The 1,341-nt window shown below is 59.0% G+C and carries 2 protein-coding genes; one reads left to right on the top strand and one right to left on the bottom strand.

The window, feature by feature from the left end:
• Nucleotides 1-489: NlpC/P60 family protein (locus C8D87_RS45545; protein ID WP_215732678.1), on the bottom strand; the 489-nt coding region annotated here is incomplete at its 3' end.
• Between the two features lie 261 nt (nucleotides 490-750).
• Here C8D87_RS45545 and C8D87_RS44960 point away from each other — a divergent pair.
• Nucleotides 751-1,341: glucosaminidase domain-containing protein (locus C8D87_RS44960; RefSeq protein WP_233442594.1), on the top strand; the 591-nt coding region annotated here is incomplete at its 3' end.

The raw sequence follows: 1,341 nt of genomic DNA on the forward strand, positions 1-1,341 counted from the left end.
CGGCTGACTGCCCCTCGAGGGCGTGTCATCGACAATCTTGTTGTAACGGTATGGCTTGAAACTGCTGTTGTTGTTGAAGTAGGGATACGGCACCTTTCGGTAGACCGTTTGTGGTGGTGCCTGCTCGTAAGCCCAGTAGCTGGTGCGTGATGCGTCCGCCCATTTGTCGAAGATAAGCACATGGCCGTTCTCGTTCTCGCTTCCGGGGCCGCCGTTCAACATGATGTCGGCAGTCTTCAACTCATCCTTGGTGATCGGATGCGACACACCTGGCAGTGTCACGGTGTTGAGCCCTCCATACATATCAGGCTCAATGTTCCACGCCATCGTGACGTAACCAGAGCAATCGCGGCGGTATCCGTCCTTATATGGCGCATACATGCTGTACGGCACTGGCGGGTTCAACCACTTACTTGCCCTGGCGATGACTTCGGACCGGGTTACGGACGCAGCCGAGGCTGACACTTCTTGCGCCTCAGCCATGCTCATGCCTTGTCCTTGGCCCCCATGTTCTGGTGCGGCATGCGTCACAGGCGCCAGCATCGTGAACGCGGACGTCACCATCACAGCCAGAAGCCCAACGCGTCTCAGCCCCTTGGCGGTACCCCTCTGAATGTTCATGTCACAGAACACTGCGAGGTCGACCTGTAAGCCCTCTGTAAGTTCACAGTAACGGGATTTACTGTGAACACATAGGCGTCACCTTGAAGCTCGCGTCTCATGAACAGTATTCGAAGGATCGGCATCGCAGTGTTCACTGCACTGCTTTCAACGCTGTCGGTGGCGACGACCGTGCTCGCCGCACCAGCTGATGTGCTGTCCACGGAACGGGATCGGGCGGCATTCGAAGCCGCTGGTGTCCAGGACGATTTCATCGCGGTGGCAGGTCCGGCCGCACAGCGCGTGCGCGACACTTACGACATCCCTGCGTCGGTGACCGTTGCGCAGGCCGCTCACGAGTCGGCGTGGGGCGGCAGCAAGCTGTCCGCCAACGACAAGAACTACTTCGGTTACAAGTGCGTGAGTCCCGGCGACCCTGGTCCGATCGCCGTCAGCTGTCGTGAGTACCAGACCGAAGAGTGCACGCCGACCTGCCACATCACCACCGCGTACTTCCGCGTGTACCGGTCGATGGAGGACTCGTTCCGCGACTATGGCCGACTGCTGACCACCAGCTCCCACTACACGGGGGCGCTGCCCTACAGACACCAGCCCGACGCGTTCATCCGCGAAGTCGCCAAGAAGTACGCAACTGATCCGAACTACGCCAACAAAATCATCAACCTGATGCAGGCGTACAACCTGTACCGCTTCGACACCTTCACGAGGAGCACTCAGTCA

Source organism: Lentzea atacamensis (assembly GCF_003269295.1).
GTDB lineage: Bacteria > Actinomycetota > Actinomycetes > Mycobacteriales > Pseudonocardiaceae > Lentzea > Lentzea atacamensis.